The organism is Streptomyces sp. NPDC058685, assembly GCF_042714725.1.
Lineage (GTDB): Bacteria > Actinomycetota > Actinomycetes > Streptomycetales > Streptomycetaceae > Streptomyces.
Map to the genome: position 1 here is coordinate 18,460 of NZ_JBHXSL010000023.1, position 26,716 is coordinate 45,175.

The window sequence follows — 26,716 nt, forward strand, 5'->3', positions numbered from 1 at the left end:
CCGGTAGGTGTTCAGTCTGCGGTCATGGACAACGCAGCCTTCGCCGCCCCCGTACCCCGGGCGCTGGCCACCGAAGCAGTGCACGCCGGACGCGAGGACCTCGCGGAGCTGGGTGTGCACGCACCGCCGCTGGACCTGTCGACCACGTATCCCTCCTACGACGCCGCGGGCGAGGCCGAGCGGATCGACGCCTTCGCCCTCACCGGCGGCCGGCCCGAGGGCCCGCCCGTCTACGGCCGGCTCGACAACCCGACCACGGCCCGCTTCGAGACCGCTCTGGCACGGCTCGAGGGCGCCGAGGCCGCGGTGGCCTTCGCCAGCGGGATGGCCGCGCTCACCGCCGTACTGCTGGTGCGGGCGAGCATGGGCCTGCGCCATGTGATCGCCGTCCGCCCCCTGTACGGATGCAGCGACCACCTGCTGGAGACCGGTCTGCTGGGCACCGAGGTGACCTGGACGGATCCGGCGGGGATCGCCGACGCGATACGTCCCGACACCGGTCTGGTCATGGTCGAGACGCCGGCCAACCCGACGCTCGCCGAGGTCGACATCGAGGCGGTACGCCATGCCTGCGGGTCGGTGCCGCTGCTCGTCGACAACACCTTCGCCACTCCTGTGCTCCAGCGCCCGATCGAGCAGGGCGCGCGGATCGTGCTGCACAGTGCCACCAAGTACCTGGGCGGTCACGGCGACGTGATGGGCGGGGTCGTGGCCTGCGACGAGGAGTTCGCCGGACGCCTGCGGCAGGTGCGCTTCGCGACCGGTGGTGTGCTGCATCCGATGGCGGGATACCTGCTGCTGCGCGGTCTGTCGACCCTGCCGGTACGGGTCAGGGCAGCCTCCGCCTCGGCCGCCGACCTGGCGTGCCGGCTGGCCGCCGATCCGCGCATCGCGCGTGTGCACTACCCGCGGATCGGCGGGGCCATGGTCTCGTTCGAGGTCTACGGCGACCCGCACCGGGTGATCGCCGGCGTACGGCTGATCACCCCCGCCGTCAGTCTCGGCAGTGTCGACAGCCTGATCCAGCACCCGGCGTCCATCAGTCACCGCATCGTCGCGGAGGGCGACCGGCGCTCGGCCGGTGTCAGCGACCGGCTGCTGCGGCTGTCCGTCGGGCTCGAGGACGTCGAGGACCTCTGGCGGGATCTCGCCGAAGCGCTCAGCGCTCAGCCTGTTCGAACCAGGACCGGTGCTGTTCGGCAGACCCGCCCAGTCGGGCTGTGATCACCAGCGTGCCCTCCTCGATCTGGTAGTCGAGGGGCAGACCCAGGCCGCGCATCGCCGCCACCATGGCGGTGTTGGACGACTGGGTCACGGCGTACACGCTGCTGCAGCGGGCCTCCCGGGCGAGGGCGACCAGCCGGCCGAGCAGCTCCGAGCCGATGCCGCGGCGCTGCCAGTCGTCCTCCACCAGCAGAGCGATCTCGGTCTCGTCCCCGTCCCACAGGAGATGACCGAGGGCGACGAGCCGCCCGGAGGCGGTCTGGACGGCGAGTGTGCGGCCGAATCGCGGGCTGAGCAGATGGTTCAGATAGCGGTCGGCGTCGCCGACCGGGCCGTGGTACCGGTGGCCGAGCGTGCGCTGCGAGCACCGGTCGTGCATCGCCTTCGCCGCTTCGACATCGCTCTGGTCGGCGCGGCGCACGGTGATCTCGTTGCCCTCGGGGAGGGTGAGGACGTCCTGGCTGCGGGGGACACGGGGGCCGAGCCGGGCGTCCAGCTCGACGAGGGCACGTGCTCGGGCGAACTCGGTGGGGGTGAAGGGGAGATAGGGCCGCTCGACGGTGATCGCGCCTCCGTTCGGGTCGCGCAGACGCATCACCGTGTCCTCCAGGACGCCTTCCACCGGCGGGAGATCGCCGGTGGGGCGGCCGGTGAGGGATACGGCGGGCAGCGAGTGGATGGTGCACCGGCCGAGCAACTGACGGAGCGCCAGCGGGAGTTCGGCCGCGTCCAGGGCGGTGCGGGTGGCGAGGCCGAGCACCCGCGTCGGGGTGTCGACGAGGTCGTGGGCGTCCGCCCGCTCGATCCAGGTGCCGCTGCCGCCGGCCGCCGAGACGGCATGGGTCAGCTGCTGGGCCTGGAGCGGCCCGGGGGCCCTGAGCAGGAACTCGTCCACGGTGCCCGCGGCGAGCGGATGCGTCTGGAGGGTGAGGATGTCCACGCGTAGCGAGGCGAGGGCGGTGCACAGCGCGGCGAGACTGCCGGGCGCGTCCTGGACGGTGGTGCGCATGCGCCACAGCGTCGTCTCGTGCGGTGTGCCGTCGTCGGCGCGCCGGGCCCCCGCCGTGCCCGTGCCGCCGGTGGTATCGCTCGTGCCGGCCGGAGGAGCATGGCCGTGGAGTCGTGCCCACCATGTGTGGAACGTGGCCGTGGCGACGAGGGCGACGGCGGAGGCGACGAGCAGAAACGGACCGTCGGGGCTGTGGCCGACCAGGTTCGCGATGCCGTCGGCGACCGCCACCGCCGTGAAGACGGCGGCCAGTTCGACGAGATCCCGGCGCCAGTGGTGAGGGCGGCGGGCACTTTTCGCAGAAGTCACATCAGTCATGCCCCCACTGTGAACGTTCTGTGTTGCGTGATCACGAACGTATTGTGACTGATGGGTTAAGCGCGGATCTGAACCGCTATAGAGCATTTTTGGCCGATTTTGGCGAGGAGCGATCGGTCGCTCGATCCATCGCGATCATCGGCCGCCAGGTCCCACCCCGCGAGCTGCGACGACAACCCCGCGCGGGGATCCCCAGCCCTCGCGAGTATCCCCCGGGGAGAACTCCACACATCCTCGCATGTGACGGTTCGCGCCGGCTCGGCGTGTGAGGCCGGGCGCACAACGGAGCCCGGCCGCCCGCACCCCCTCGCGGGGGTGGACGACCGGGCTCGAAGTCCGGGCGTATGCCGGGGCCTTCTACTGCCCTACCCGGCCCGGCTGGAGCACCGTGCTGAACAGCACCGTCCCGCCCTCGGCCCGCAGCCGTACGGTCAACTCACCGCTGCCGCCGTCGATGTCGACCTCGCCGAAGTACTGCGAGGACTCCATCGGCGAGACGTTCGCCCGCTCGGGCGCGCGGACGAAGACCCGCTCGGGACCGAACGTGCCGTCCAGGGCATTGGCCGGAAAACCGCCCGCGGCCAGCGGCCCCGAGACGAACTCCCAGAACGGGGCGAAGTCCTTGAAGGCGCCCCGCTCCGGCGCGTAGTGCTGGGCCGAGGTGTAGTGCACATCCGCCGTGAGCCACAGGGTTCCGGTGATCCGGCGGTGCTTGATGTGACGCAGCAACTCCGCGATCTGGAGCTCGCGTCCGAGGGGCACGCCAGGGTCGCCCTGCGCCACCGCCTCGATGTTCGCCGCGCCGTCGGGCACCACCAGGCCGAGCGGCATGTCCGAGGCGATGACCTTCCACACCGCGCGCGACCGCGACAACTCCCGCTTCAGCCAGGCGAGCTGCTCGGCGCCGAGGATGCCCTGTGTGTCGTCGGCCTGCCGGCCCGGCGAGTTGGCGTTCCGGTACGAGCGCATGTCGAGGACGAACACGTCGAGCAGCGGACCGTACCGCACCACCCGGTGCATCCGGCCCTCGCGACCGCCCGACGGCAGGGTCGAGACCGGGAAGTACTCGCTGAACGCACGGGACGCGCGCGCGGCCAGGACGTCCACGTTCTTCTCGGAGTAGCGGACGTCGTCGAGGATCTGGCCCGGGTACCAGTTGTTGCGCACCTCGTGGTCGTCCCACTGGACCACGGTCGGCACCTGCGCGTTGAAGCGGCGGACGTTCTCGTCGAGGAGGTTGTAGCGGAAGTTGCCGCGGTACTCCGCGAGCGTCTCGGCGACCTTCGCCTTCTCCTCGGTCATCAGGTTGCGCCACACTCGGCCGTCCGGCAGCGTCACGCTCGGGACCAGCGGGCCGTCCGCGTACACCGTGTCACCGCTGCACAGGAAGAAGTCCGGGTTGCGCCGGCGCATCTCCTCGTAGGCGCGGTAACCACCGATGTCCGGGTTGATGCCCCAGCCCTGGCCCGCGATGTCGCCCGACCACAGAAAGCGCACGTCCTGACGGCGCCGGGCGGGTGCGGTCCGAAACGTTCCGTACACCGGCTCCCCGGTACGGCGGGGGTCGTCCGGGTCCGCGAGCGTGACCCGGTAGTGGATCTGCTCGCCCGCCGGCAGCCCGCGCAGCGACGACGTACCGGTGAAGTCCGTGCCGGGCCCGAGCAGCGGGCCGTGCCACCGGTGCGTACGCCGGAAGGAGTCCGTCGCCGACGTCTCGACGATCATGCGGGCGGGCCGGTCCGAACGCGCCCACACCAGCCCCGACGACGTGGTGACGTCACCGGTCTGCACACCCCAGGCGGCACGAGGACGGCCGGAACGGGCCAGCGCGGGTGCCGCGCCCACCGCCGGAAGAGCGAGGGCCGCCGAGGCGGCGACCGTGCCCCGCAGAACGGTACGGCGGTCGGGGGATGTTCTTCGCGGGCTGTGCGACATCGCTGGGCCTCCAGAACGGTTGGGGGAGGGGTGCGCCGGGTGTGCCGACCATGCCTAGCGCCCGGCTGCGGCGCGCACACGAACCGAAGGTGAACAACCGGCCTTCCGCGCCGGGGCCCTTCGGCACGCGGGCCTCCATGTGCCGACTACCGCGCCCGGCCTCTCCGGACATCGGCCTCTCCGGACATCGGCCTTCCGCGCATGCCCTTCCGGGCCCGTGCCCTGTGGACACCGGTCCTTCAGCGGCCCTTCCGCGTCCGGAGCCCCGGAGCCCCGCCGCGCCGTCGGCTCACCCGCTCACCCGCTCTCCGTGCGCGGACCTCCGCCCTGCGGCGCACGATCCCTCGGCATCAACCTCCGTACACCGCATACCCCGTGGCCCGATGTCCGGCGGCCGGGCTCGTCAGGGCCCCGCCGGGCCGCCGGGCCGCGTCTCCCGCGCCAGCAGCCCGATCCCGCGCGCGATGTCGGACGGCGTCAGATGCGCGTACCCGAGCACTAGCCGGACCGCCGTGTCCGCGTACCGTGCCGTCCCGTGTTCGGTGAGCGGTCGCAGAGCGATACCCGCACGCTGCGCCGCCTCCAGGAAACGCGGCTCCGGGCCGAACCGCTCCGGCAGCCGCGCGATGGCATGCAGTCCCGCGGCGATACCGCTCACCTCCGTACCCGGGAAGTGCTCGTCGAGCGCGCAGACGAGCGCGTCGCGTCGCTCGCGGTAGGCACGCTGGCAGCGGCGCAGTTGCCGGTCGTAGCCGCCGCCGTCGATGAACTCGGCGAGCAGCGCCTGGTCGAGAGACGGGTTGCCCAGGTCCATCGTGCGCTTGCGTTCCACCACCTCCCCGGCGAGACGCTCGGGCACCAGCAGCCAGCCGAGGCGCAGCCCCGGGGCGAGCGATTTGCTCACCGAGCCGCTGTAGGCGACGCGTTCGGGGTCCAGGCCCTGGAGCGCGCCCACCGGCGCGCGGTCGTAGCGGAAGTCGCCGTCGTAGTCGTCCTCGACGACCAGTCCGTCCACCGACCGTGCCCAGTCCAGGAGTTCGGTGCGGCGCCGCGCGGAGTAGGCGATCCCGGAGGGGAACTGATGCGCCGGTGTCGTCACCACGGCCCGTACACCGGACCGGTGGAGCGGTTCCATGGCCAGTCCGTCCTCGTCCAGCGGGAGCGGGGTCTCGCCGAGGCCGGCCGCGGCCAACAGCGGGCCGTGCTGCGGGCTCCCCGGGTCCTCGACGCCGATCGTGCGCAGCCCGTGCCCGTGGAGCGCGAATCCCAGCAGGGTCATGGCCTGGGCGACGCCCGAGCACACCACCAGCCGTTCGGGGTCGGCGACGACACCGCGGCGCCGGACGAGCAGTGACGCGAGCGCGGCACGCAGCTCGGGCAGCCCGCGCGGATCCGGGTAGCCGAGCGCCCGATGGGGCAGCCGCGCCAGTACGGACTTGTGCGCGGCGGCCCACGCGGCGCGCGGGAAGAGCGAGAGGTCGGGAGTGCCGGGACGGAAGTCCACCCCGGCGCCGGACGCCCGCGGCGCGAGGTCCCGCGCGGCCCGGGAACCGGCCCGGGCCGCGTCCCCCACCCAGGTGCCGGCGCCCCGGTCACTGCGCAGATAGCCCTCGGCGGTCAGCTGTTCGTACGCCTCGGTGACCAGACCGCGTGACACTCCGAGGTCTACGGCGAGCTCCCGGCTGGAGGGCAGCCGCGTACCTGCCGCCAGCCGGCCCGATCTGACCGACTCGCGCAGGGCCGACTGGAGCGCCCTGCCGCGCCGGCGGGCCGGCGCTCCGGCGGCCGGCAGCAGCAGTTCCCAGGCAGTCGTCCAGGACGGCCCGTCCGGCGGATTGGTCCCCGATGACGTCATGGAAGTGGACCTTAAAGGGGACCGCATACGTCCATAGCGTCGAACCCATGAACCGTATGAACACCCGCACGCTGCACGGCGTGGGGCTCGTCTCCTTCGCCTACTGCCTGGTCGGCGCCTCCTTCACCGCCAACAGCGTCCTCGGCGACTACCCGTACGCCGGCGGTCAGGCCGTGCGCTACGCCCTGGCCGGTCTGCTTCTGCTGCCCCTGCTCGGCGGACGGGCCGCACTCGCGCCACTGAAGCTGCTCGGCCCCGCCCAGTGGGGCCGCATCGCCCTGCTCGCCGGCGTCGGCATGGTCGGGTTCAACCTGGCGATCCTGGCGGCGGAACGCACGTCCGAGCCCGCGGTCCCGGGCGTGTTCGTCGGCTGCGCGCCCGTCATCGTCGCCGTGCTCGTACCGCTCGCGGACGGGCGGCGGCCCACCCGGCCGGTCCTGTCCGGAGCACTGCTCGTGGCGGCGGGGGCGTTCACGGTCCAGGGCTGGGGCCGCGCCGACGCCGCGGGCATCGGCTGGTCGGTGGCCGCGCTGGCGGGCGAGGTCGGGTTCGCCGTACTGGCGGCGCCCGTGCTCCGGCCGCTCGGACCGAAGCTGCTCACGGCGACCGTGTGCGGTGTCGCGGCCGTCGAGTCGACAATCGTCGGCCTCGTCGTGGACGGCGCCGGATTCGTGCGGACCCCTGACCAGGGCGAGGCACTGGCACTGCTGTGGCAGGCGGCCGTGGTGACCGTGATCGGCTTTGTGACCTGGTACATGGGGCTGCAGCGGATCGGCACCGAGCGGGCGACGCTCTTCACCGGCCTCATCCCCGTCGCCGCCGCCCTCACCGCGCCGCTCGTGGGCACCGGCACGTTCGGTCCCGCTCAGGCGGCGGGCGGAGTGCTGGTGGGAGCGGGCGCGGCGCTCGGCTCGGGCGTCTTCGGAGGCGGGTCAGCGGCTGCCGTCCAGCAGGACGCGGGCGACGAGAGCGGGGTCGTCGTTCATCGGCACATGGCCGCAGCCGGGCAGCCGGACGAGCCGGGCGCCGGGGATGGCCTGCTTGGCGCGGACTCCCTGACGGCGGAACAGCAGCCGGTCGCGGGTGCCCCAGGCGATGGTGACGGGCACATCGGGGATGTCGTCGGTGAACAGGACGTCGCGGCCGGCCATGAGGGTCTCGTGGAAGCCGGTGGCCCCGCGCAGCGCGAGGGTCTCCGCGACGACGGCCTCGGGTGAACGCCTGCCCGGCTTGGCGTAGATGGTGCTGGTGAGCGCCGCGCGCCCGGCGGCGCTGCGCGCCAGCCACTCGATCATCGGCAGGGACAACGACTGGGCGCCGAGCCGCATGGCCCGCAGCGTTCCGAAGGCGAAGAGCCGTTCCCCTTCCGTCCAGAAGCCGGCGGGGGAGAGGGCCGTGACGGAACGGACGAGCTTCTCACGGCCCAACTCGAGGGCCAGCAGCCCGCCGAGGGAGTTGCCGGCCACATGGGGCCGCTCGATCTCCAGCGCCTCGCAGAGCGCGGCGAGCGCGCCCCCGACGGCCGCCAGGTCGTACCGCACCCCGTCGGGCAGCGCCGGAGAGACACCGAAGCCGGGCAGGTCGACCGCGATGACCTCGCGCTCGGCGGCGAGAATCCCGATCACCGGGTCCCAGGCCTGGCGGTGATGCCCTATGCCGTGGAGCAGCAGCAGTGGTTCGCCCGAGCTCGCCCTCTCGTAGGAGACGGACAGCTCCCGGCTGCCCCGGGGTGACTCGACGGAGAACGAGATCTTCGCGACCATGCCCTGCTGCTCCTTGGTCTCGCCACGGCACCGATGTGTCGGACGGCGTACGCCCGTGGGACGGGCGGCCCGGCCGCTTGTCCGTAAGAATTACCGCTCAGTAGCTTCCAGTTCAAGAGGAACCGCCGGGCGGACGTCGATGTGCGGCGCGGCGCGCCCCCGCCGCCTGGACACCGGATGCGCCGTCGGGTGGGATGGAAGGGTGGCGACCGACACCGCGACCGACGTCTTCGAAGAGCACCGGCCCGTGCTGACCGGCGTGGCCTACCGCATGCTCGGCCGCGCGGCCGACGCCGAGGACGTGGTGCAGGACGCGTGGCTGCGGTGGACCGCACAGGAGCGAAGCGATGTGGCGGAGCCGCGTGGCTACCTCGTACGGATCACCACCCGGCTCGCGATCGACCGGCTGCGGCAGATCAGGGCGCGGGGCGAGGCGTACATCGGTCCCTGGCTCCCCGAGCCGATCGCAACGGACTTCGGCAGCACGGTCCCCGACGCGGCAGAGCAGGCGGTTCTCGCCGAATCCGTCTCCCTCGCCGTGCTCGTGGTGCTGGAATCGCTCTCGCCGCTGGAGCGGGCGGTGTTCGTGCTCCGCGAGGCCTTCGGCTTTCCCTATGGCGAGATCGCGACCACGCTGGAGCGCTCCGAGGCGGCCGTGCGACAGCTCGCGGGCCGTGCGCGGCGGCATGTGGAGGAGCGCAAACCCCGCTACGACGTGGATCCCGGCGAACGGCGCGATCTCACCGAGCGCTTCCTCACCGCCGCGGCCGGCGGCGATCTGGACGCCCTGCTGGACCTCCTCGCCCCAGACGTCCGCATGATCAGCGACAGTGGAGGCAAGGCGAAGGCACCGGTACGGATCCTGGAGAGCGCGGACAAGGTCGGACGGTTCCTGTTCGCGGTGGCGAAGCAGCCGATGCCGGAGGCGGACTTCACGTTCCCCGAGATCAACGGCGCACCGGGGCTGGTGGTGTTCAGTGCCGGAAAGCCGGACACGGTCTTCCAGTTGGAGATCCGGGACGGCCGCATCCAGTGCATCTACCTGGTGCGCAACCCCGACAAACTCGGCGCGCTCCCCGCGCTCTGACCTGGGAACGGCACGCCCCGAGACCCCCTGTCCGAAAAGGGCGGGGGGTCTTTGCCGCGCGCGTTTCACTGGGATACGAACGCCCTGTGAACGCGCTGCGAATCCACTCGACCCCACAGCGTGACGAACGCAGGATTGGTCTTGACCAAGGTGGCGGGCCGTCCTATGGTCGCAGAGTTAGTGCAGGAACCTTTAATAAACAAGGGCGCGGAAAAGCCGCCGCTGACACGGCGATTGCGGAGGATCAGGGTGGGGACCACGCAGCTCGAATCAGTGCCGGAGCCGAAGTACTGGCACCTCAAGACCGTGATCGGTGAAGCGCTCGACTCGGACTTCGCGGTGGGCGAGATCCTGCCCAACGAACGAGATCTCGCGGCCCGCTTCGGAGTTGCCCGCGCGACACTGCGTCAGGCACTCGAACAGCTCGAACTCGAAGGACGCCTCCAGCGGCGCCGCGGCGTCGGCACGACCGTCGCTCCTCCGCGCGTCGGCGTGGACGTCTCGACCACCGAGCACGCATGGCCCGGATCGGCGCAGGACTCCTGGCAGTCCGTCGACTGCACGCAGGCAGTGCCGCCGACCGCGGTCGCACGCTTCCTGGACACCGGCGCCGACGAGGAGACGTACGTCGTGCGCAGGCTGCGCGTCAGCCACGGGCACCCGGTCGCGGCCGAGCTGCTCTATGTGCCGGCCGCGTCCGTCGCCGAGCTCTCCGCCATCGACACCCCCTCCGGACCGGCCCGAGCGCGTGCCGTCCTGCGGGAACTCCAGCGCCGTGAACTCGACGGCCAGGACCGCGCCGTGGAGCTCGGATCCGCCCGCGCCGACGACGCCAAGGAGCTCGACCGGTTGCCGGGCGCGCCCGTGCTGATGGTCACCACCCGCTACTTCTCCGAGGGCAGGACGGCGGCGCTGTCCGTCGCGACGTACCGGGCCGACACCTGCCGGCTCACCTTCGGCGACTCGGGCGATGTCGAGATCAGACACCACGACGAGGAACGCCGCGCCTCCTAGGGCACGGTGCAGGACGGCCGCGCTGCCTGGTCCACGATCGGGAACGCGGCGCTGCCTGGGCCCTTTTGGAGTGCCGCGCCGCCAAGGCCACGATCGGGAGCGCCGCGCTTCCCGGAGTCCGGCCCGTCACGCGCATCCCCGTCCCGCACGGCCCGTCGCACGAGCTGAGGCTCAGCGGCGGGCCGTCACCGTTCCCTCCACGGCGAAGAGTTCCTCCTCGACGTGGTCGAGCGCCAGCCGCAGCGCGCCCGTCGCCACCGCCGCCTCGCCGAGCAGGGACAGGGCGACCCGCGGCGGCCGCAGGCAGTAGCGCGACAACTCGTCCCGCAGCGGGTCCAGTACACCGTCCAGACCGGCCGCCCAGCCGCCGATCACCACCAGTTCGGGGTCCAGCGCCAGCACCAGGGCCGCCACATCGTGGACCAGACGCTGGATGAAACGCTCGACGGCCTCCTGCGCCCGGGTGTCGCCGCCCTTGGCGAGTGTGAAGACATCGGCCACGGCCTGCTCGTCCAGCGGATGCAGCGGCTCGTCCGTCGTCGACAGCAGCCGCTCCGGGGTGACGTCACGCCCGAGCAGATGCAGCGCGCCGATCTCTCCCGCCGCTCCGCCGAAGCCCCGGTGCAGCCGCCCGCCGATCAACGATCCGGCACCCGGGCTCAGCCCCGCCAGTACGAAGACGAGGTCGTCGGAGTCCCGTCCCGAGCCCTTCCAGTGCTCCGCCACGGCGGCGGCGTTGGCGTCGTTCTCCACCAGCACCGGGCAGCGGAACGAGCGCTGGAGCCGCTGCCCGAGCGCGAGTCCTGTCCAGCCCGGCAGCGCGGTCCCGAGCCGTACGGTCCCGTCCGCCTCCACGATCCCCGGTGAGCCCACCCCCACGGCCCGCAGGCTGTTACGGGCGATCCCGGCCCGGCGCAGGACGTCGGCGACCACCAGCCGCACCCGCTCCAGCCGGTCGTCCGCGCAGGCGGTCTCCGACACCTCCCGGGACCCGGCCCCGATGATGCGGCCGTCCAGGCCGGACAACAGGGCCGCGACGCGGTGCGGGCCGATCTCCACGCCCAGCAGATGGCCGGCCTCGGCGCGGAAGCGGAATCGCCTCGCGGGACGTCCCTGGCGGCGGGCCGCACCCTCCTCGGGAACGGACTCGACGACCAGACCGGCCTCGATGAGACCCTCGACCACGCCTTCGACGGTCGGCCGGGACAGCCCGGTGATCCGCGTCAGGTCCGTGAGCGTGGGGGAGCCGGCGCCTCGTAGCGCATGCAGTACCACCGCGGAGTTGATCCGCCGCAGCAGCGACGGGTCCCCGCCGGTCAGCCGCCCCACTGTGTGTCCTCCCAGCTCGAGCGCGTGTTCTGCCGGATCGTACTCGCTGGCCGTACGACGTGCACGGTCGGTGCAAGGGGTGCAACGGTGGGTCGTCGCGCGCCCGCCCGCTTTCGTTGTCTGACGGACAGCCATATGTCAGTGCGGGCGGCTTTACTGGGGGCATGACCACGGCACGGCACCTCGAGACGATCGACCTGCTGCGCGCCCGCACGTTCGCCACGGAGCCCGGACCGTCGGACGTCGGCTCCGAGGGTCCGGGCTTTCACATAGCGGTACTTGTCGGATATGTCGACCCGGGTGATCCCTTTGCTGTCGCGGGACCCGACGCGGACCTCCCCGCCGAAGCGGAACAGCGCCGGGCCGAGCACGGCGCCCTGCTGGACGCGCTGGACCACCGCTGGGGCGACTCCTCGCTCTTCGACCTGACCGGCACACAGCTGCGCGCCGCCCGGACCGCGCCCGAAGAGGAGGACATACCGGAGCCGTGGCTGCGCCTGAGCGCCACCGTCCTCTGGCTTCATCTCTGGCGCGTCGACGGCCGGTGGATAGGCGTCGGCCTCTCCGAGTTCCAGCTCCTGGCGGTCGTCACCGCGAACGACCCGCCCTGAACGGCCTCCGGAAAGGCCCCGGGTCAGGACGACTCCGCCGCCGCGCGCAGCCGGGCGTACTCCTCCGCCATCGTCTGCGCCGTCCAATGGGCGTTCAGCCCGCTCGGATTGGGCAGCGCCCAGATCCGCGTCCCGCCGATGGTGCGCTCCTGCGGACCGATCCTGGCTTTTCGGTCGCCGAAAGCCGTGCGGTAGGCCGTGACCCCGACCACCGCCAGCCAACCGGGCCGCAGCCGCTCCACCTTCTCGGCCAGCAACCGCCCGCCCTCGCGGAACTCCTCGTCGCTCAGCTCGTCGGCCCGCGCGGTCGCCCGCGCCACCACATTCGTGATGCCGAGCCCGTAGGTGAGCAGCTCCCGCTGCTCGGCGGGCTTCAACTGCCGCGGTGTGAAGCCCGACCGGTGCAGTACGGGCCAGAACCGGTTGCCGGGGCGGGCGAAGTGATGCCCCGTCGCCGCCGACATCAGACCCGGGTTGATCCCGCAGAACAGCACATGCAGACCGCCCGCGACCACATCGTCGATGACACGGTCGCGGGCGGCCTCCAACTCGTCGGGCGTCAGAGGATCGACCCGGGGGTGTAGCCCGCGGCCTCGGGGTGCTCCTTCACGACGGCCTCGATCCGGCCGACCACGGCGGCGACCTGGTCGGCGGCGGCACCCGTGAAGGAGAGCTTGTCGGCCATCAGGGCGTCCAGCTGCGCGCGGTCCAGCGGGATGCGCTCGTCGGCGGCCAGCGTGTCGAGCAACTCGTTGCGCTCGGCGCCCTGCTCGCGCATCGCGAGCGCGGCGGCCACGGCGTTCTCCTTGATGGCCTCGTGCGCCACCTCGCGGCCGACCCCCGCCCGAACGGCGCCCATCAGCACCTTCGTGGTGGCGAGGAAGGGGAGGTAGCGGTCGAGCTCCCGGGCGACGACGGCAGGGAAGGCGCCGAACTCGTCGAGCACCGTCAGGAACGTCTCCAGCAGACCGTCGAACGCGAAGAACGCGTCCGGCAGGGCCACCCGGCGCACCACGGAGCACGAGACGTCGCCCTCGTTCCACTGGTCGCCCGCCAGCTCACCCGTCATCGAGGCGTAGCCCCGCAGGATCACCATGAGGCCGTTCACGCGCTCGCAGGAGCGGGTGTTCATCTTGTGCGGCATCGCGGAGGAGCCGACCTGGCCCGGCTTGAAGCCCTCGGTGACCAGTTCGTGCCCGGCCATCAGCCGGATCGTCTTGGCGACGGACGACGGCGCCGCGGCCAGCTGGACCAGGGCGGAGACGACGTCGTAGTCGAGGGAACGGGGGTAGACCTGGCCGACCGAGGTGAAGGCGTGGGCGAAGCCCAGGTGCCCGGCGATGCGCCCCTCCAGGTCCGCGAGCTTCGCCGCGTCCCCGCCGAGCAGGTCGAGCATGTCCTGAGCGGTGCCGACCGGGCCCTTGATCCCGCGCAGCGGGTAGCGGGCCAGCAGGTCCTCCAGCCGTCCATAGGCCACCAGCAACTCGTCGGCGGCGGTGGCGAACCGCTTCCCGAGCGTCGTGGCCTGGGCGGCGACATTGTGCGAGCGCCCGGCCATCACGAGCTCGGCGTATTCGGCGGAGAGCTTGCCGAGGCGGGCCAGTACCGCGACGGTACGGTCGCGCATCAGCTCCAGGGAGAGGCGGATCTGGAGCTGCTCGACGTTCTCGGTCAGATCGCGGGACGTCATGCCCTTGTGCACGTGCTCATGACCGGCGAGCGCGTTGAACTCCTCGATCCGGGCCTTCACATCGTGGCGCGTGATCTTCTCGCGTTCGGCGATGGAGGCCAGGTCGACCTGGTCGACGACCCGCTCGTAGTCGGTGAGGGCGCTGTCCGGCACCTCGATCCCGAGGTCCTTCTGCGCGCGCAGCACGGCCAGCCAGAGCTGCCGCTCCAGCTTCACCTTCTGCTCGGGGGACCACAGGACGGCGAGCTCCGCGGAGGCGTAGCGGCCGGCCAGGACGTTGGGGATACGAGGCTTTGCAGTCACGTGTACGGATTCTACTGGCGGTTTGTGCAGGCCAGCGTCCCGCCCCGGTTTGTGGCTTGCTACGAGGGATCGTCCGTGCGGGGGAGCTCGTACGGCAGCAGCTCCGGGCGCTTGGGCGGGAGACCGTCGCCCGAGGACCGGCCGGTGAGCCGGCGTCCGATCCACGGGCCCAGATACTGGCGGGCGAACTGCACGTCGGCGACCCGGCGGGCGGTCCACCGCGCCTGCACGGCGGGCGGCAGCGGCGAGCGCCAGTCGTCCTCGGCGTCGAGGCCGAGGGTCTGCCAGACGGCCTCCGCCACCCTCCGGTGTCCTTCGGCCGTCAGATGCAGCCGGTCCACGTCCCACAGCCGCTGGTCTCCGAGGGCTCCGGAGCCGTAGAGATCCACCACGAGAGCGCCGTGCCGGGCGCCCAGCTCGTCGATGAAGTCGAAGAGCTCCTCCATGCGGGGGCGGAAGCGCTCCATCACCGGGCCGTTGCGGCCGGGGCTGCGCATCAGCACCAGCTGACCGCAGGACGGGGTCAGCTTCTCCACGGCCTCCTCCAGCAGACCGCGGACGTTGCCCATGTCGCACTTGGGGCGCAGGGTGTCGTTCAGCCCGCCCACGAGCGTGACCAGATCGGGGCGCATGGCAGCGGCGACATCGACCTGCTCGTCGACGATCTGCTTGATGAGCTTTCCGCGGACCGCCAGGTTCGCGTAGCGGAACCCCTCGGTGCGGACGGCCAGCCGCCCGGCGAGCAGATCCGCCCAGCCCCGGTAGGTCCCGTCGGGCATCAGGTCGGACATGCCCTCGGTGAAGGAGTCGCCGAGGGCGACAAAGCTGGTGTAGTTGGCATGCATCTCCATGGCGGAAGGATCCTACCGCGCGGTAAGGTCCGTCGGTTCCGTACCGGGAGGGAGCCCTGTGAGCGACGCGCTGCTGAACGCGCTGACCGAAGCGCTGGCCGATCTGGTGACCTCGGTCGCCACCTGTGACGACGACGTGCTCGACCCCGACACCGCGGTCAAGTGGCTGGAGAACACCGGGTATCTCCTGGGCCGGCTCTCACCCGCCGACCGCGGCGCACTGTCGGCCCTGCTCCGGCAGACCGCCGCCCGTCGCCCGGACGGAGGGCTGCGCGACGACGTGCTGCGCATCTGCGAGGACTTCGGTATCGACGACGACCAGCACGAGCTCTACTGCGACGCGGTGGAGGACCTGGGGCGGCGCTTCGTTCAGACCGTACGGGACGTGGACCCGGCGACGCCGGTGCCGACCTGCCCCGGCTGGACCTTCGCGGACCTCGTACGGCACCACGGCACCACCCACCGCTGGATGGAGCATCTGGTGCGCACCCGCGCCGCCGAACGCGTCTGGTCGAAGGACGTGCCGCTGGACCTCCCGGACGACCCGGCTGCGTACCCCCAGTGGCTGGCCCGCAGCGCGGAGGGCTCGGTCCGTACGATGCGCGGCGTCGACCCGGACACCCCGATGTGGTCGCACGGCGCCGACCAGCGGGTGCGGTTCTTCCCCCGCCGGTTGCTCTTCGAGGCCCTCGTCCACCTCGCGGACGCCGAACTCGCACTGGGCCAGGAGCCGCGGATCGTTCCGGGCACGGCGGCCGACGGGATCGAGGAGTTCCTGGAGAACCTGCCCTGCTACCCGTGGCTCGCGGAACCCGTCGGCGTCCTGCCCGGGGGTTCGCTGCGGCTGGTGGCCACGGACACGGGGGCGGGCTGGACCGTCTCGTTCGGCGGCAGCGGGTACCGCTGGACGGCCTCGGGCTCCGGCCCCCGCCCTGCGGTCCCGGCCCGCGCCGACGGGCCCGAGGCGTCGGCCCGTGTCCAAGGAGCGGCGGGCGATCTGCTGCTCCTGCTGTACGGCCGGTACCGGTCCGACGACCCGCGCTTCGATGTCTCCGGCGAACGCGCGACGCTCGACGCGTGGCTCCGGGCGACGGCGTTCTGAGGGCTGTCCCGCCATCCCCGGTGGATCAGCGCGCGGCGTCGGATGCGGTGCGCCGCAGGCGACGGGCCCCGGTCGTGCGAGGACCGGACCGGCCGCCGTCAGCGGCTCGATCCGGTCCTGCGCCGACCGTCAGGAGACGGGGACTAGTCGCGCCGGCCCACCAGCTCCCGCAGCACGTCCTCCATCGTCACCAGGCCCACCGGGGAGTCGTCCTCGTCCAGCACCGCCGCCAGGTGTGTGCGGCTGCGGCGCATCGCGGTCAGTACGTCGTCCAGCGGGGTCGCCGCACGGACCCGGGCGATCGGCCGCAGCGCCGTGACCGGGAAGGGCTCGTCGCGCGGAGCCGCGTCCAGGGCGTCCTTCACATGGAGATAGCCGAGGATGCGGCGGGCGTCGACCACCGGGAAACGTGAGTACCCGGACTCGGCGGCCAGACGCTCCAGCTGCTCCGGAGTGGTCCCCGCCTGCGCGTACACCACCTGCTCGACCGGCCTGACCACGTCCCGCACGGGACGGCGGCCCAGCTCCAGAGCGTCGCGCAGACGTCCCGCCGAACGGTCGTCGAGCAGGCCCGCCTCGCCGGCGTCCCGCACCATCCGGGCGAGTTCGTCGTCCGAGTAGGTGGCGGCCACCTCGTCCTTGGCCTCGACCCTCAGCAGCTTCAGCAGGGCGTTGGCGCAGGCGTTGATCGAGAAGATCACCGGGCGCAGCGCCCGCGCGAGCGCCACCAGCGGCGGGCCGAGGAGCAGAGCGCTGCGGGTCGGCTCCGCGAGAGCGATGTTCTTCGGCACCATCTCGCCGAGGAGCATGTGCAGATACGTGGCCACGGCCAGCGCGATCACGAACGAGATCGGGTGCACCGCACCGTGCGGCACGCCCACCGCGTCGAACAGCGGCTCCAGCAGATGCGCGATCGCGGGCTCGGCGACGATGCCGAGCACCAGGGTGCACAGTGTGATCCCGAGCTGGGCCGCCGCCAGCAGCGCCGACACGTGCTCCAGGCCCCATATGACACTGCGGGCCCGCCGGTCGCCGGCCTCCGCGTGGGGCTCGATCTGGCTGCGACGCACGGAGATCAGAGCGAATTCGGCGCCGACGAAGAAGGCGTTGACCACCAGGGTCAGCAGGCCGATGAGAAGTTGGATCGCGGTCATCGTCCGGCCTCCACGGGCTCGTCGGCCGAGGGGAGCGGAGCGTGCATCAGCACCCTCGCGGCGCGCCGCCCGGAGGCGTCCACGACATCGAGGCGCCAGCCTTCGAGGTCGATGCGGTCGCCCTCGACGGGGATGCGTCCCAGTTCGGTGGCGATCAGACCCGCGAGCGTCTCGTACGGGCCTTCCGGCACCCGCAGGCCGATGCGCTCCAGCTGGTCGGTGCGGGCCGCGCCGTCGGCCGACCACAGCGTGCGGCCGTCGGCGTCCTGGCCGGCGGGTGCGAGGTCCGGCGTCTCGTGGGGATCGTGTTCGTCGCGTACCTCGCCGACGACCTCTTCGACGATGTCCTCCATCGTCACGACACCGGCCGTGCCGCCGTACTCGTCGATGACGACGGCCATCGTCGACTTGCCGGCCAGCCGGTCGAGGAGCCGGTCGACCGTGAGGGTCTCCGGCACCAGCAACGGCTCGCGCAGCAGCTCGGTGATGCCGCGGCGGGGCCGGTCGTCGGCCGGTACCGCCAGGACGTCCTTGATGTGGGCGATGCCGACGACGGTGTCGAGGCTGCCGCGGTAGACGGGGAAGCGGGAGAGGCCGGTCGCGCGGGTCGCGTTGGCGACGTCCTCGGCCGTGGCCTGCACCTCCAGCGCGGTGACCTGCACGCGCGGGGTCATCACGTTCTCCGCGGTCAGCTCGGCGAGCTTCAGGGTCCGGACGAACAGCTCGGCGGTGTCCGCCTCCAGCGCGCCCTCCTTCGCGGAGTGACGGGCCAGGGCGACCAGTTCCTGCGGGCTGCGGGCCGAGGCCAGCTCCTCGGTCGGCTCCATGCCGAGCCGGCGCAGGATGCGGTTGGCCGTGTTGTTGAGATGGCTGATCAGCGGCTTGAAGGCGGCGGTGAAGACCCGCTGCGCGGGGGCGACCACCTTGGCCACGGCCAGCGGGGAGGAGATGGCCCAGTTCTTCGGCACCAGTTCGCCGACGACCATCAGCACGAGGGTGGACAGCGCCGTACCGAGGACGAGGGCCACCGAGGAGGCCATGGAGGGCGAGAGCCCGGCCGCCTCGACCGGACCGCGGATCAGCTTGGCGACCGAGGGCTCGGCCAGCATGCCGACGATCAGGTTGGTGACGGTGATCCCGAGCTGGGCGCCCGAGAGCTGGAAGGTGAGGCCGCGCACGGCCTTGAGGGCGCTCGCCGCGCCTCGTTCACCCCGCTCGACGGCCTTCTCGAGGTCGGCGCGCTCGACCGTGGTGAGCGAGAACTCCGCCGCGACGAAGGCACCGCAGGCCAGTGAGAGCAGCACGGCCACGAGGAGCAGGAGCACTTCCGTCATCGGGTCACCTCCGTCCCATGATCGGACAGCGGGAGGAGGAACGCGCGATGTCTGCTACTGGGAGGCTCGCCCATGGACGGACGCTCACACCTTTCATGCGGAGAGTGATGATTCACCCATGGTAAAGGACCGGCAAAGTCATTCGGGACGGGAGGGGCCCGCGAACGGTTTCACCCAGCGCCGCCAGTGGTCCTCCCTCCGGTACCCGGCGGCCGCCCATGCTCCGTGTGCCTGTTCGTTGGCTTCCAAAACCATGGCATCGCCACGGCGTCCGCCGACGGCGGCGAACCGGCGCTCCGCCGCCTCCAGCAGGGCGCGCGAGACACCGCGTCTGCGGTGGGAGGGGAGGACGGCGAGGCGGTAGAGGGAACACCGCCATCCGTCGTAGCCCGCGATCACGGACCCGACGAGCAGGCCGTCGGACTCGGCGAGGATCAGAGCCTCGGGGTCACGGGAGACCAGCCGGGTGACGCCGTCCACGTCGTCCGTGACGCTGGTCCCCTCGGCCGCCTCCTTCCAGAAGGCCAGAACTCTCGTCGCCTCGTCCGGCCGGGCGGTCCGTATGCGCAGATCGATCACGGGCCGAGCCAAGCACGCGGGGGAGCGTGCCTGCCACCGGCTTTCAGGGTTCGGGACACCGCGTCGCACCCTCGCCTTCCGCGCCGCTCAGCCGTTGCGCAGTTCGTCCATCACCGGCGCGAACGTCTCCAGGTAGGGGTCGAGGACGGTGAAGTAGCTGAAGCCGTAGCGCTCACGTTGCAAGCGCAGCCGGCCGGCGATCGCCTCTACCGTCCCGACGGCCGGCAGGGGCACGTCCAGCACCTGCTCGACACTCAGATGCGGGACCCGGGGCAGCAGCTCCTTGACCGGGGCCTCGCGGTCGTCGGTGACCGCGACGAACTGGAGCAGCAGATTGAGCTCCTGCTCCGCGGACCGGCCGCCGGCCATCCTGCGGTACGCCGCTACCCGCCCGTCGACCTCCTCGGCGGTGAGCACCCGGAGCCCGTCCCTGCTGTCCCGGGCGCCTGTGAACGCGATGATGTCGGCGTGCTCCGTGGCGAGTTGCAGGACCTTGTCCCCGTTGCCGCCGATCAGCAGCGGAGGGCGGGGCCGTTGGGCCGTCTTCGGCAGGTGTCCGTCGTCATGGAGCAGTCGCTCCCCTACTCGTGGGCGATCGCCGCCAGCACGTTCATCCGCGACGCGCGGAGCGCCGGCAGCACCGCCGCCGCGAGGCCGACGACCACCGATCCCACCACCACCGCGATCACCGTTCCCCACGGCACGGCGAACGCGGTCAGGCCCTCCAGCGCCAGCACCTGCTGGACGGCCACGCCCCACACCACGCCCAGCGCCAGCCCCAGCAACGCCCCGAAGACCGCGATCACCACGGACTCCAGCCGGATCATCCGCCGCAGCTGCACCCGGGAGAGGCCGATCGCGCGCAGCAGTCCGATCTCCCGCGTCCGTTCCACCACCGACAGGGCGAGGGTGTTGACGACCCCGAGCACCGCGATGACGATGGCCAGCCCGAGCAGGGCGTAGACGAGGTAGAGCATCACGGCGATCTGCTGGCGGACCAGGTCCTTGTAGTCGGCCTGGTCGCGCACCTGCACCTGGGGATACGGGTCGAGCGCGGCTTCGAGACCGGTCCGCAGATCATCCGTGGCGCCGCTGTCGGCCGCGTTGACGAAGACCGCGGCGTCCTGACCGCCCGGCAGATACTTCTCGACGGTCGCCAGACCCATGAACAGAGCGCCCTCCATGCCCGGCCCGCCCGTCTGGTCCATGTCCGTGAGCGCCCCGACGGTCAGCCGGGCCTTCCGCCCGCCCGGGAACTCGACCGGCAGCACCGACCCGACGCGCACCCGGTGTTCGTCCGCGTACGCGACGTCCATGGCGATGCTGTCGGCGGCCAGTGCGGTCGCGGTGGTTCCGCTCGCGTACGTGATGTTGGCGGCCTCGTCCAGCTTCGGGTCGTAGCCGGAGGCCGTCGACTCCACCCGCTTGCCGTCCGGCAGTGTCAGCGCGAGAGGCGCGAAGCGCTGACGTACGACCGTTCCCGCGCCCTCGACGGCCCGCACCTTCTCGGTGATCTCCTGCGGGAAGGGCATGAAGTTGCTGTTCTGGACGACGAAGTCGGCGCCGAGCGTCTTGTCGATCTGGTTGTCGAACGACTTGGTCATCGACGCGCTCGCGATCGACAGCCCGCCGACCAGGGCCAGCCCGACCATCAGCGCGGCGGCCGTGGCGCCCGTACGCCGGGGATTGCGCAGGGCGTTGCGCTGGCTCATCCTGCCCACCGACCCGAAGACCTTGGGGAACGCCCCGCCCAGCACCCGGATCACGGGCCGTACGAGGAGCGGACCCGCGACGATCGTGGCGACCAGCGTGAGCACCACGCCGAGTCCGAGCAGCAGGGACGCCGTTGCCGTCCGGTCGCTCACCGCACAGCCCGCGAGCGCGCCCGCGCCCGCGGCGGCCATGAGGGATCCGGCGACGGCGCGGACCTTCAACGGCCGTCCCACGCCCTGGACTTCGGCGTCGACGAGGGCCGCCATCGGGGAGACCCGGGCGGCCCGGCGGGCGGGCAGATACGCGGCCAGGAAGGTGACGCCGAGACCCACGGCGTACGCGGAGACGGGAGTCGCCGGTCCCACGACCATCTCGGCGGCACTGAGGTTCATGCCGAACGCGCTCATCAGCCCGATGAGCCCGGCCGCCAGTCCGACTCCGGCGGCGAGACCGAGCGTCGAGCCGACCAGCCCCAGGAGCACCGCCTCGGTCAGCACCGAACGGCGCACCTGGCGGCGGTCGGCCCCGAGCGCGCGGAGCAGCCCCAGTTCGCGGGTGCGCTGTGCGATCAGCATCGAGAAGGTGTTGACGATCAGGAAGACGCCCACCAGGACGGCCACGCCCGCGAAGCCCAGCATCACCCACTTGATCACGTCGAGGAATCCGCCGAGCTGCGCCGCGTCGGACTCCGCCTGTTCGTCGGCGGTCTTGAGGTCGTAGGCGTCACCGAGTTCGGCGGCGACCCGCCGCTTGAGCGTGTCGTCGCTGACGCCCTCGGCGGCGTCGACCGAGATCGAGGTGGCTTCGCCGGGCCTGCCCAGCACCTTGGCCTGCGCGGTCGGTGTGTCCAGGAAGACCAGCGCCGCACCGGGGTTGGTGGTCCGGAACGTCGCGATGCCGACGATCTCGACCCGGAAGGAACCGGGCTGGGCGAGGAGCGTGAGCGGGTCGCCGATGCCCAGCTTCGCCTTGTCGGCGGTGTCCCGGTCCAGCAGCGCCTCGCCGGGGCCGCGCGGCGCGCGGCCGTTGGTGAGTTTCACGGGACTGCGGTCGGTGACGTACCAGTTGGTGGCGATGGTGGGCGCGCCACTGGTGGGCCCGACGGGCTCGTTGCGGTCGTCGACGACCGTGATGTTCTCGACGGCCGCGTCGACGTGGGTGCCGGCGACCCCGTCGATGGCACCCACCCGGTCCGCGAGCGAGGCCGGCACCGTCCGTACGACGCCGGTCGGCAGACTCTCGCCGACCCCTTCCTTCGGCGCGATCGTGACATCGGCGGAGGTGGAGGCGAAGAGCCGGTCGAAGGTACGGGAGACGGTGTCCGAGAAGATCAGCGATCCGCTGACGAAGGCGACGGACAGCAGGATCGCGAGCATCGACAGCAGCAGCCGGCCCTTGTGCGCGAAGAAGCTCCGCAGAGTCGCTCTGAGCACGGCGCGCCCTCAGTCCTTGGCCAGGGTGTCGGCCCCGGCGGGCGGTGGTTGCGTCCGGCCGCCGGAGAACAGGCGCATCCGCTCCAGCACGGCCTCGGCCGTCGGCTCCGGCATCGCGTCCACGATCCGCCCGTCCGCGAGGTAGAGCACCAGATCGGAGTGGCCCGCGGCGCCCGGATCGTGCGTGACCATCACGACCGTCTGGTCCAGGTGGTCCACCGCCTCGCGGAGGAATCCGAGGACTTCGGCGCCGGCGCGGGAGTCGAGATTGCCGGTCGGTTCGTCGGCGAAGATCAACTCCGGGCGGGACGCCAGGGCGCGCGCACAGGCCACTCGCTGCTGCTGTCCGCCGGACAGCTGTGCGGGCCGGTGCCGGAGGCGGTCGCGGAGCCCCAGGGTGTCGATGACCCGCTCCAGCCACTCCTGGTCGGGCTTGCGTCCGGCGATGTCCATGGGGAGGGTGATGTTCTCGGCCGCCGTGAGTGTGGGCAGCAGATTGAACGCCTGGAACATGAAGCCGATCCGGTCCCGTCGAAGCCTGGTCAGCTCGCGGTCGTTGAGCCCCGTGATCTCCGTGTCCCCGAGCCACACCTGGCCCGCCGAGACGGTGTCGAGTCCTGCGAGGCAGTGCATCAGCGTGGACTTGCCCGAACCGGACGGGCCCATCACCGCCGTGAACCGCCCGCGGGCGATGTCGACGTCGACGGCGTCCAGTGCGCGGACGCTCGTCTCCCCGCTCCCGTACGCCTTGGTCAGCGCCCGGGCCCGCGCGGCGAGCGGAACGCCCGTGGCCCGGCCGTGGGTGGGTGCAGTGGCAGGTGTGGACATGGCCGCCTCCTGGGTCGTGCCGCTCCGACTCGCTCCGGTGCCCTACAACGTGCTGAGACTCAGGCTTCCAGAGACTAGAGAACGGCCGGAGGTGCCCGGTATCCGTCGCAGGGCCCGGTTCTCGGGGTTGATGTAAGGGGCAGGCACGTGGTGTTCGAGGCGGTGTTCGCCGGAGGGGACGACGGGACGGACCGCAGGCGTGGTCACAGCCGGCCGAAAAGAGCCGCCACGGCCGTGATGCGCCGTCCTGTGCCGCCATGTGCCGTTCTGGGGGCGGCAGTCGGTGACGAAGGGAGCCGTCGCTGCCCGCGATCAGCTCTCGGCGGCGGTACGGTACGCCCTGCCGAGGACACACGGAGAGCTCGGCACCTGCATGCCCTGCTCCGGCACCCGCAGCCGCCGGTGTTCGCCCAGTTCGAACCCGGCCGCCTCGATGGCCGTGAGCGTGTCCCGCGACGTGTGACAGCCGCCGAACAGCAGCGGCCACACCGTACGGTCCACCAGCCGCTGGGCCCGCGCCATTCCCGCGGTCTCGGCGCGGCCGTGCTCGAAGAACCGCAGCTCGCCCCCGGGCCGCAACACCCGCCTGATCTCCGCCAGCGCCCGCGGCAGATCCCGTACGGAGCACAGCACCAGCGACACGACGGCCGCGTCGAACGCCTCGCTCTTCACCGGCAGCGCCTCGGCCGCTCCCGGGACCACGTCGACCGGGACATCGGCGCGGCGCGCGGCCTCGACCGCGAGTGCGCGCAGGCGGCGTTCGGGTTCCAGGGCGACGACCTCGGAGACGGCGGACGGGTAGTGCGGGAAGTTCAGACCGTTGCCCGCACCGACCTCGATCACCCGGCCGGAGAGCCCGGTCAGCAGTTCCCTGCGGTGCTGCGCGATGCTCTTGTCCGCGGCCACACTGAACCGGGCGTAGAAACGGGCGAACAGCGGATGGTGGACGGCGTCCCGCGGCACTGTGCTGCTCCGCAAGGGCATGACGGCCTCCTCAGTGCGTGTCCGGGACGGCGGACGTTCACCGTCATTCTCCCCCCGGGGCGACGAAGCAGAACTCATTGCCCTCCGGATCCGTCAGCACCTGGAACCGGCCGTGGTCGTCGGTCGTGAGCGGGCCCAGCCGTACGGCGCCGAGAGTCACCGCCCGTTCCGCCGCCTCGTCCACGTCGCCGGCGTCGAGATCCAGATGGACACGGTTCTTCGCGGCCTTGCCCTCGGGCACACGCTGGAACGCGATCCGCACCGAGCCCGGCGGATCGATGTACGACCACCCGGCGCTGCGGTCGACGGGCTCCCCGCCGACGAGCGCGGCCCAGAAGCGGACCAGCAGGGCCGGATCGTGGCAGTCGAAGACGATCTCGTCGATACGCGCGCGCATCCGGTCAGCGTACGACCGAGCCGAACGCCTCCGCATCCCACGACCCGCCGAGCACCGGAGCGAGCCAACCTCCGGCGCGGGCACGGAAATCCGCGGGCGTGAGGGTTCCGGACCCCTCCGGTACGGCCCCGAGCAGCGGGGCCCCCGCGGCCTCGGGGAGGTCGGTCAGATTGCACCGCTCGGCCAGCCCCGGGTCCGCGGGCCAGCTCCCGACGACCACGCCGAGCTGCGCCAGCCCCCGCGCGCGGAGAGCCTCACCGGTCAGCGTGGTGGCGTTGAGCGTGCCGAGTCCCGCCGTGGTGACGACCAGGACGGGAGCCGACAGCAGCCGGGCGGCGTCGGCCAGCGTCCCGCCGTCGTCGTCGAACCGGACGAGCAGTCCGCCCGCGCCCTCGACGAGGACGAGGTCGTACTCGGCGGCCAGTTTCTCCACGGCGTCGGCCACCTCCTGCGGCAGGACGGGCGCGGCCCCGGCCCGCCGGGCGGCGGTGGCGGGGGCGAGCGGCTCGGGGTACCGGGCCAGTTCCACCCCGAACACGCCTCCGGCGAGCCGCGCGACTTCGGCGAGGTCGCCGGGCTCGTCGCGCCCGACGCCGGTCTGCGCGGGCTTGACCACGGCGACGGTCCGCCCCTGCGCGAGCGCGAGCGCGGCGACGGCGCCGGTGACGACGGTCTTCCCGATCTCCGTCCCGGTTCCCGAGACGACGACGACTGCCATGGTGCCCTACCGCCCATCTGTTCACCGGCGCCGAAGCGCCGCTCGTTCCTCGGCGCGATGTCGCCGCGCCTCGTGCCCGCCCCGTGTCCCGGACGGTGCGTCATCCGCGTGCCCGCGCCGTGCGAGTCCGCTGCCCCGCCCGGGGTCGGCTTGCGACCAGGGTCCCGGTCACCCTGCGACCACGGCCCTGGTCACCCCGCGGCCGCGGCCGCGCACACCGCCTCGCACACCCGGGACAGATCCTCGTCCCCGGTCACATACGGCGGCATCGTGTAGATCAGGTCCCGGAACGGCCGGAGCCACACCCCGGCGCGCACCGCGGCCTCCGTCGCCGCGGCCATGTCCACGTCGTGGTCCAGCTGGACGACGCCGATCGCTCCCCGCACCCGGACGTCCTTCACCCCGGGCAGGTTCCGCGCCTCCGCCAGGCCGTCCCGCAGGCCCGTCTCCAGGCGCTTGACCTCCTGGGGCCAGTCCTGCGCCAGCAGGAGATCGATGGAGGCGTTCGCCACCGACGCGGCCAGCGGGTTGGCCATGAAGGTCGGGCCGTGGGCCAGTACCGGCACCTCGCCGCGCGAGATCCCGTCTGCCACCCGTGCGGTGCACAGCGTCGCCGCCATCGTCAGATAGCCACCGGTCAGCGCCTTGCCCAGACACATCACGTCCGGCGACACCCCGCCCTGCTCCGCGGCGAACAGCGTGCCCGTGCGCCCGAAGCCCGTGGCGATCTCGTCGAAGATCAGCAGCACACCGTGGGCGTCGCACGCCTCCCGCAGCACCCGCAGATACGCGGGCGAGTGGAAGCGCATACCGCCCGCGCCCTGCACCACGGGCTCCACGATCACGGCCGCGAGCTCGTCGGCGTGCCGCGCGACCGCATCCCGGAGGCGGTCGGCGTACGCCTCGTCGAACTCGGCCGGCGGCGCGTCCGCGAAGACCTGCCGCGGCAGCACCCCCGACCACAACTCGTGCATCCCGCCCTCGGGATCGCACACCGCCATGGGCTGCCAGGTGTCGCCGTGGTACCCGCCGCGCCAGGTGAGCAGCCGGCGCTTCTCCGGGCGGCCCGTGGAACGCCAGTACTGCAGGCACATCTTGACGGCGACCTCGACCGACACCGACCCGGAGTCGCACAGGAACACATGCCGCAGCGGCTCGGGAGTGATCTCGACGAGCCGCGTCGCGAGCCGCACGGCGGGCTCGTGGGTGAGCCCGCCGAACATCACATGGCTCATGCGGTCCAGCTGATCGCGTGCCGCGTCGTTGAGGACGGGGTGGTTGTAGCCGTGGATGGCCGACCACCACGACGACATCCCGTCGATCAACTCATGCTGCCCGTGGGCGGGTTCGGCGAGCCGCAGCCGTACCCCGGACGCGGAGTCCACGACCAGCGGGTCGCTGCGCCCCGGCATCGGACCGTACGGATGCCAGACATGGGCCCGGTCCAGGGCGACCAGCTCGTCAGGGGGCACTCGTTCAGGCATG

Annotated in this window: 23 protein-coding genes and 1 pseudogene; 6 read left to right on the top strand and 18 right to left on the bottom strand. The window is 72.1% G+C overall.

The features are described 5' to 3' along the window. Positions 1-24 precede the first annotated feature (24 nt). Positions 25-1,224 (top strand): trans-sulfuration enzyme family protein, encoded by a 1,200-nt coding sequence (locus tag ACFWU3_RS19815; RefSeq protein WP_384438925.1) that lies wholly within the window; start codon positions 25-27, stop codon positions 1,222-1,224. Here the strand turns inward: ACFWU3_RS19815 and ACFWU3_RS19820 are convergent. The 3 genes from ACFWU3_RS19820 to ACFWU3_RS19830 form a co-directional block, all read right to left on the bottom strand. Beyond that, a complete protein-coding gene (locus ACFWU3_RS19820; RefSeq protein WP_384438928.1) occupies positions 1,160-2,551 on the bottom strand; it encodes a GNAT family N-acetyltransferase in 1,392 nt (463 codons plus the stop codon). The two genes, ACFWU3_RS19815 and ACFWU3_RS19820, sit on opposite strands and share 65 nt — an antisense overlap. A 357-nt stretch (positions 2,552-2,908) precedes the next feature. Further along, the gene (locus ACFWU3_RS19825; RefSeq protein WP_384438931.1) at positions 2,909-4,486 is read right to left on the bottom strand and encodes an alkaline phosphatase D family protein; all 1,578 of its coding nucleotides are present in this window, start codon (positions 4,484-4,486) and stop codon (positions 2,909-2,911) included. Between the two features lie 403 nt (positions 4,487-4,889). After that, positions 4,890-6,341 carry a PLP-dependent aminotransferase family protein gene (locus ACFWU3_RS19830; protein ID WP_384438934.1) on the bottom strand — a complete coding sequence of 484 codons (1,452 nt, stop codon included), beginning with the start codon at positions 6,339-6,341 and terminating at the stop codon, positions 4,890-4,892. A 56-nt stretch (positions 6,342-6,397) separates the two neighbouring features. Between ACFWU3_RS19830 and ACFWU3_RS19835 the strand changes: the two are divergent. Continuing rightward, positions 6,398-7,237: pseudogene (locus ACFWU3_RS19835) on the top strand (DMT family transporter); the annotation flags it as partial. A 36-nt stretch (positions 7,238-7,273) separates the two neighbouring features. Here ACFWU3_RS19835 and ACFWU3_RS19840 read toward each other — a convergent pair. Beyond that, positions 7,274-8,104 (bottom strand): alpha/beta fold hydrolase, encoded by an 831-nt coding sequence (locus ACFWU3_RS19840; RefSeq protein WP_384438937.1) that lies wholly within the window; start codon positions 8,102-8,104, stop codon positions 7,274-7,276. A 202-nt stretch (positions 8,105-8,306) separates the two neighbouring features. Here ACFWU3_RS19840 and sigJ point away from each other — a divergent pair, with 202 nt between their 5' ends. Together sigJ and ACFWU3_RS19850 are read left to right on the top strand one after the other, a co-directional pair. Next, a complete protein-coding gene (gene sigJ / locus ACFWU3_RS19845) occupies positions 8,307-9,191 on the top strand; it encodes an RNA polymerase sigma factor SigJ (protein WP_384438940.1) in 885 nt (294 codons plus the stop codon). 249 nt (positions 9,192-9,440) lie between these two features. Then, a complete protein-coding gene (locus ACFWU3_RS19850; protein WP_384439108.1) occupies positions 9,441-10,205 on the top strand; it encodes a GntR family transcriptional regulator in 765 nt (254 codons plus the stop codon). A gap of 171 nt (positions 10,206-10,376) precedes the next feature. Here ACFWU3_RS19850 and ACFWU3_RS19855 read toward each other — a convergent pair whose 3' ends face one another. Next, a complete protein-coding gene (locus tag ACFWU3_RS19855) occupies positions 10,377-11,534 on the bottom strand; it encodes an ROK family transcriptional regulator (protein ID WP_384438942.1) in 1,158 nt (385 codons plus the stop codon). A 164-nt stretch (positions 11,535-11,698) separates the two neighbouring features. Here ACFWU3_RS19855 and ACFWU3_RS19860 point away from each other — a divergent pair, with 164 nt between their 5' ends. After that, on the top strand, positions 11,699-12,145 hold the full coding sequence (locus ACFWU3_RS19860) for a hypothetical protein (protein WP_384438945.1): 447 nt from the start codon (positions 11,699-11,701) through the stop codon (positions 12,143-12,145). Positions 12,146-12,168: 23 nt separating this feature from the next. Here the strand turns inward: ACFWU3_RS19860 and mug are convergent, their stop codons facing one another. Genes mug through ACFWU3_RS19875 form a run of 3 tightly spaced genes read right to left on the bottom strand, consistent with a single transcriptional unit; the run spans position 12,169 to position 14,989 of the window. After that, positions 12,169-12,708: a G/U mismatch-specific DNA glycosylase gene (gene mug, locus ACFWU3_RS19865; protein WP_384439111.1), complete on the bottom strand. Its 540-nt coding sequence runs from the start codon at positions 12,706-12,708 to the stop codon at positions 12,169-12,171. After that, positions 12,705-14,138 carry an adenylosuccinate lyase gene (purB, locus tag ACFWU3_RS19870; RefSeq protein ID WP_384438948.1) on the bottom strand — a complete coding sequence of 478 codons (1,434 nt, stop codon included), beginning with the start codon at positions 14,136-14,138 and terminating at the stop codon, positions 12,705-12,707. Before purB ends, mug begins: the two co-directional genes overlap by 4 nt. A 59-nt stretch (positions 14,139-14,197) precedes the next feature. After that, positions 14,198-14,989 (bottom strand): SGNH/GDSL hydrolase family protein, encoded by a 792-nt coding sequence (locus tag ACFWU3_RS19875; protein WP_384438951.1) that lies wholly within the window; start codon positions 14,987-14,989, stop codon positions 14,198-14,200. 58 nt (positions 14,990-15,047) lie between these two features. Here ACFWU3_RS19875 and ACFWU3_RS19880 point away from each other — a divergent pair, with 58 nt between their 5' ends. Continuing rightward, complete coding sequence (locus ACFWU3_RS19880) at positions 15,048-16,091, top strand: maleylpyruvate isomerase family mycothiol-dependent enzyme (RefSeq protein ID WP_384438954.1); 1,044 nt, start codon at positions 15,048-15,050, stop codon at positions 16,089-16,091. A gap of 143 nt (positions 16,092-16,234) precedes the next feature. Here ACFWU3_RS19880 and ACFWU3_RS19885 read toward each other — a convergent pair whose 3' ends face one another. The 10 genes from ACFWU3_RS19885 to ACFWU3_RS19930 all read right to left on the bottom strand — a co-directional run bounded on the left by ACFWU3_RS19885 (position 16,235) and on the right by ACFWU3_RS19930 (position 26,715). Next, positions 16,235-17,245: a hemolysin family protein gene (locus ACFWU3_RS19885; protein WP_384438957.1), complete on the bottom strand. Its 1,011-nt coding sequence runs from the start codon at positions 17,243-17,245 to the stop codon at positions 16,235-16,237. Further along, positions 17,242-18,579, bottom strand: coding sequence for a hemolysin family protein (locus ACFWU3_RS19890; RefSeq protein ID WP_384438960.1), 1,338 nt, complete (start codon positions 18,577-18,579; stop codon positions 17,242-17,244). Before ACFWU3_RS19890 ends, ACFWU3_RS19885 begins: the two co-directional genes overlap by 4 nt. A gap of 138 nt (positions 18,580-18,717) precedes the next feature. Beyond that, positions 18,718-19,158: a GNAT family N-acetyltransferase gene (locus ACFWU3_RS19895; protein ID WP_384438963.1), complete on the bottom strand. Its 441-nt coding sequence runs from the start codon at positions 19,156-19,158 to the stop codon at positions 18,718-18,720. Positions 19,159-19,245: 87 nt separating this feature from the next. Continuing rightward, on the bottom strand, positions 19,246-19,575 hold the full coding sequence (locus ACFWU3_RS19900; protein ID WP_384438966.1) for a hypothetical protein: 330 nt from the start codon (positions 19,573-19,575) through the stop codon (positions 19,246-19,248). Positions 19,576-19,739: 164 nt separating this feature from the next. After that, complete coding sequence (locus tag ACFWU3_RS19905; protein ID WP_384438969.1) at positions 19,740-22,304, bottom strand: ABC transporter permease; 2,565 nt, start codon at positions 22,302-22,304, stop codon at positions 19,740-19,742. Between the two features lie 9 nt (positions 22,305-22,313). Beyond that, on the bottom strand, positions 22,314-23,132 hold the full coding sequence (locus ACFWU3_RS19910) for an ABC transporter ATP-binding protein (protein ID WP_384438972.1): 819 nt from the start codon (positions 23,130-23,132) through the stop codon (positions 22,314-22,316). A 312-nt stretch (positions 23,133-23,444) separates the two neighbouring features. Continuing rightward, positions 23,445-24,116, bottom strand: a complete 672-nt coding sequence (locus ACFWU3_RS19915) for a class I SAM-dependent methyltransferase (protein ID WP_384438975.1) — start codon at positions 24,114-24,116, stop codon at positions 23,445-23,447. Positions 24,117-24,159: 43 nt separating this feature from the next. Beyond that, the gene (locus ACFWU3_RS19920) at positions 24,160-24,513 is read right to left on the bottom strand and encodes a VOC family protein (RefSeq protein ID WP_384438978.1); all 354 of its coding nucleotides are present in this window, start codon (positions 24,511-24,513) and stop codon (positions 24,160-24,162) included. Between the two features lie 4 nt (positions 24,514-24,517). Next, positions 24,518-25,231, bottom strand: a complete 714-nt coding sequence (gene bioD, locus ACFWU3_RS19925; RefSeq protein WP_384438981.1) for a dethiobiotin synthase — start codon at positions 25,229-25,231, stop codon at positions 24,518-24,520. Between the two features lie 191 nt (positions 25,232-25,422). Continuing rightward, positions 25,423-26,715 carry an adenosylmethionine--8-amino-7-oxononanoate transaminase gene (locus ACFWU3_RS19930; protein WP_384438984.1) on the bottom strand — a complete coding sequence of 431 codons (1,293 nt, stop codon included), beginning with the start codon at positions 26,713-26,715 and terminating at the stop codon, positions 25,423-25,425. Position 26,716: the final 1 nt, after the last annotated feature.

Coding starts and splice junctions, on each gene's coding strand:
- ACFWU3_RS19820 (WP_384438928.1), bottom strand. CDS start 2,551: ATGACTGATGTGACTTCTGCGAAAAGTGCCCGCCGCCCTCACCACTGG.
- ACFWU3_RS19910 (WP_384438972.1), bottom strand. CDS start 23,132: ATGTCCACACCTGCCACTGCACCCACCCACGGCCGGGCCACGGGCGTT.
- ACFWU3_RS19875 (WP_384438951.1), bottom strand. CDS start 14,989: ATGGAGATGCATGCCAACTACACCAGCTTTGTCGCCCTCGGCGACTCC.
- ACFWU3_RS19825 (WP_384438931.1), bottom strand. CDS start 4,486: ATGTCGCACAGCCCGCGAAGAACATCCCCCGACCGCCGTACCGTTCTG.
- ACFWU3_RS19830 (WP_384438934.1), bottom strand. CDS start 6,341: ATGACGTCATCGGGGACCAATCCGCCGGACGGGCCGTCCTGGACGACT.
- ACFWU3_RS19840 (WP_384438937.1), bottom strand. CDS start 8,104: ATGGTCGCGAAGATCTCGTTCTCCGTCGAGTCACCCCGGGGCAGCCGG.
- ACFWU3_RS19885 (WP_384438957.1), bottom strand. CDS start 17,245: ATGACCGCGATCCAACTTCTCATCGGCCTGCTGACCCTGGTGGTCAAC.
- ACFWU3_RS19915 (WP_384438975.1), bottom strand. CDS start 24,116: ATGCCCTTGCGGAGCAGCACAGTGCCGCGGGACGCCGTCCACCATCCG.
- ACFWU3_RS19815 (WP_384438925.1), top strand. CDS start 25: ATGGACAACGCAGCCTTCGCCGCCCCCGTACCCCGGGCGCTGGCCACC.
- ACFWU3_RS19890 (WP_384438960.1), bottom strand. CDS start 18,579: ATGACGGAAGTGCTCCTGCTCCTCGTGGCCGTGCTGCTCTCACTGGCC.
- ACFWU3_RS19930 (WP_384438984.1), bottom strand. CDS start 26,715: ATGCCTGAACGAGTGCCCCCTGACGAGCTGGTCGCCCTGGACCGGGCC.
- ACFWU3_RS19920 (WP_384438978.1), bottom strand. CDS start 24,513: ATGCGCGCGCGTATCGACGAGATCGTCTTCGACTGCCACGATCCGGCC.
- bioD (WP_384438981.1), bottom strand. CDS start 25,231: ATGGCAGTCGTCGTCGTCTCGGGAACCGGGACGGAGATCGGGAAGACC.
- ACFWU3_RS19860 (WP_384438945.1), top strand. CDS start 11,699: ATGACCACGGCACGGCACCTCGAGACGATCGACCTGCTGCGCGCCCGC.